The 2,377-nt window shown below is 39.5% G+C and carries 3 protein-coding genes; all 3 read right to left on the bottom strand.

Features of this window, described 5'->3' with window-relative positions; genetic code table 11:
- Positions 1-86: 86 nt before the first annotated feature.
- Positions 87-1,658, bottom strand: coding sequence for an IS66 family transposase (gene tnpC / locus M3610_RS27345; RefSeq protein WP_251463601.1), 1,572 nt, complete (start codon positions 1,656-1,658; stop codon positions 87-89).
- Between the two features lie 89 nt (positions 1,659-1,747).
- On the bottom strand, positions 1,748-2,101 hold the full coding sequence (gene tnpB / locus M3610_RS27340; protein ID WP_285851506.1) for an IS66 family insertion sequence element accessory protein TnpB: 354 nt from the start codon (positions 2,099-2,101) through the stop codon (positions 1,748-1,750).
- Entirely contained in the window at positions 2,098-2,292 is a 195-nt protein-coding gene (locus M3610_RS27335) for a hypothetical protein (RefSeq protein ID WP_251463599.1), read from the bottom strand. Before M3610_RS27335 ends, tnpB begins: the two co-directional genes overlap by 4 nt.
- Between the last annotated feature and the right edge of the window lie 85 nt (positions 2,293-2,377).

The following is a 2,377-nucleotide window of genomic DNA, read 5'->3' as shown; positions in this document are numbered from 1 at the left end:
TGTAAGCCCGAATTATAAAAAAGACGTACCTTCCGGTACGCATTTCAAATAGCCGTAAATTCCGATTTTTTTAATCGAATTACGGCTTATTTCATATTTATTCTGCATTCTGCCTTAATCATTTTTGACCAGGGCATATATTGATCTAGAATCTCAGGATTTTGATGGATGCTGAGATTTGGCAGATCCGTTAATAGTTTCTTTATGTATTCATAGAAATCAACACCGTTACTTTTGGCTGTTTCTGCGATACTCAAACAGATGGCATTTGCTCGAGCACCAGCTTCGCTTACCGAAAATAACCAGTTTTTTCGACCTATAACGTTTGGTCGTATGGCGTTTTCGGCTGGATTATTATCGATTTCGATGCGCCCATCATTCAAGAATGCTCTAAGTCCATTTGCCCTATTCAATGTGTATTCCGCTGCCTTCGCGAGGGCATTTTTTCCGAAGAACGGTGACGTTTCAACCCATTCAAGGAATTTATCAACAATTGGTTTCGAGTGTTTTTGGCGTTGTTTTCTACGCATACTCGGAGACAAATGTTTAAATTTCCTTTCGAGTCTATATAAATCATCACAAAAGCTTACACCAATTCGGCCATTTTTGCTGTCCGCTTTCAACCAATAACGACGAACATGCGCAAAACAATTTGCGAAGGAAACCCCCTCCAACTTATCATAGGCAGAATAACCATCACAAATAATTGTTCCAGAAAAACCTTCTATGAAACTTTCAAGGACAGATCGAGCCCGTGATAGAGCGCTTTGAAAGAGAGTTATTGGAGGACCTTGGCATGGAACACTTCGATAAACCCAGTTATAGGCATTGGTTTGACCAGATTTTCCGTCGGATCGGTTGATGATTTGGCTATAAGTTTCGTCCACATGTAAAAGAGATTTAGCCATCATCAATTGCTTCATTCGTTCGTAAATAGGCATTAACCAATCGTGAGAAGTACGAATGACCCAGTTCGAAAGGTTCTTATCATTGGTATTTAGGCCATAACGGTCCCATTCCTTTACCTGACGGTAAAGTGGTAGGTATTGTGAATATTTATCATATATTACTTTGGCAAGTACGCTAGGACTTGCGATGCTTCGTTGAATAGGAGGCTGTGGTGCTTTACCACGTTTAATTTGCGCCTTTTGAAATGTATCGCCTTTACAGTCTATACATCCAAGAGCGTGTTCAACGTGTTGGATTTTTTTCATTTTTGCGGGAATAAATTCTGCCTCTTCTCGTACGATTGTACTGCCAATCTCAATCATTTGTCCCTGGCAACAGTCACATAGCGTGTTTTCAGGATAATAGTGAATTGTTTCTACTTCGATGTCATCATGTAATGAATCATTTCGTTTTTTCTTTTGAATATTTCGAACAACAGTGTAAGAAATCGTCTGTTGGCTTTGTTCTCCTGGGTGCTCAGGTTCATTAAAAGACGGATCATCTTCAAATAGTGACACTTGCCCATCCGGTGTATTGTACTTCGATTGTTCGGTTTTTGATCCATATAAAAGCTTAGTTAATTGGCGAACTTGCTCGGTTAACGCTTCAATTTGTTTTGATAAGTTTTTGTTTTGTTGATTCGAATGAGCCAATTGCTCTTCGAGCAGCTGAATTAATTTTTTTTCATTCTTAGAAGAAGCGTTCGCCATATCATTCACCACTATTCGTTCAGTTTCGTTCTTTTTATTATAACTAGTTCGAACAGCAGAATAAAGATAATATTAGTAGCTTGCTGAATTTAAAATACACCTTTTGATGATGGTTGAATCGCCTTTGGCTGTTGGAGGGATAATCCCTCGAGGAGCCATCGAACCTCCTGCTGAGAAAGTTTGCGAACTTCATTTTCGTCTTTAGGCCATTGCAGTTTACCTTTATCTAAACGTTTATAAAGCATGGCAAAGCCATCACCATCGAAATATAAACATTTATAACGATCTTTACTCCACCCGGAAAATAAGAAAATCGAATCACTGTACGGATCCAGGTCAAAGGAATCTTGAATCAGTGTGGCCAATCCGTCAATGCCTCTTCGCATATCGGTCCTCCCACAAATGATGTAGATATTTTTCACGCTTGTATAATCATGTTTCATTGCTGCTTCAACTCCCTCATAACGGTTTGAATGATGCGCTCATCTACGCCGTTGAAGAAGGATATTTCAGCGGTTGCCGTTTTGATTGTGCAAACGCTATTTGATGATGGAGCTGGAGAAGTGCATGGAACGAAATTTTTATTTTCAGCGTGGAGTGAAACGGGGACGATTGTTAATTTTTGTTTTGGCATAAGAAAAAGCACCTCCTTTAGTTGATACATGTATCGTACCAAGAGGAGCTGCGGGTTTATATGCGTTGTTTGATTGGGGGCTTAC

Source organism: Neobacillus sp. MER 74 (assembly GCF_023714155.1).
The sequence above is the reverse complement of the archived record's forward strand: the minus strand, read 5'-3'. Positions and strand labels throughout refer to the sequence as shown.

What these genes read in the sequence shown, in the direction of transcription:
- tnpC (WP_251463601.1), bottom strand. Translation starts at nt 1,658, where the DNA reads ATGGCGAACGCTTCTTCTAAGAATGAAAAAAAATTAATTCAGCTGCTC.
- tnpB (WP_285851506.1), bottom strand. Translation starts at nt 2,101, where the DNA reads ATGAAACATGATTATACAAGCGTGAAAAATATCTACATCATTTGTGGG.
- M3610_RS27335 (WP_251463599.1), bottom strand. Translation starts at nt 2,292, where the DNA reads ATGCCAAAACAAAAATTAACAATCGTCCCCGTTTCACTCCACGCTGAA.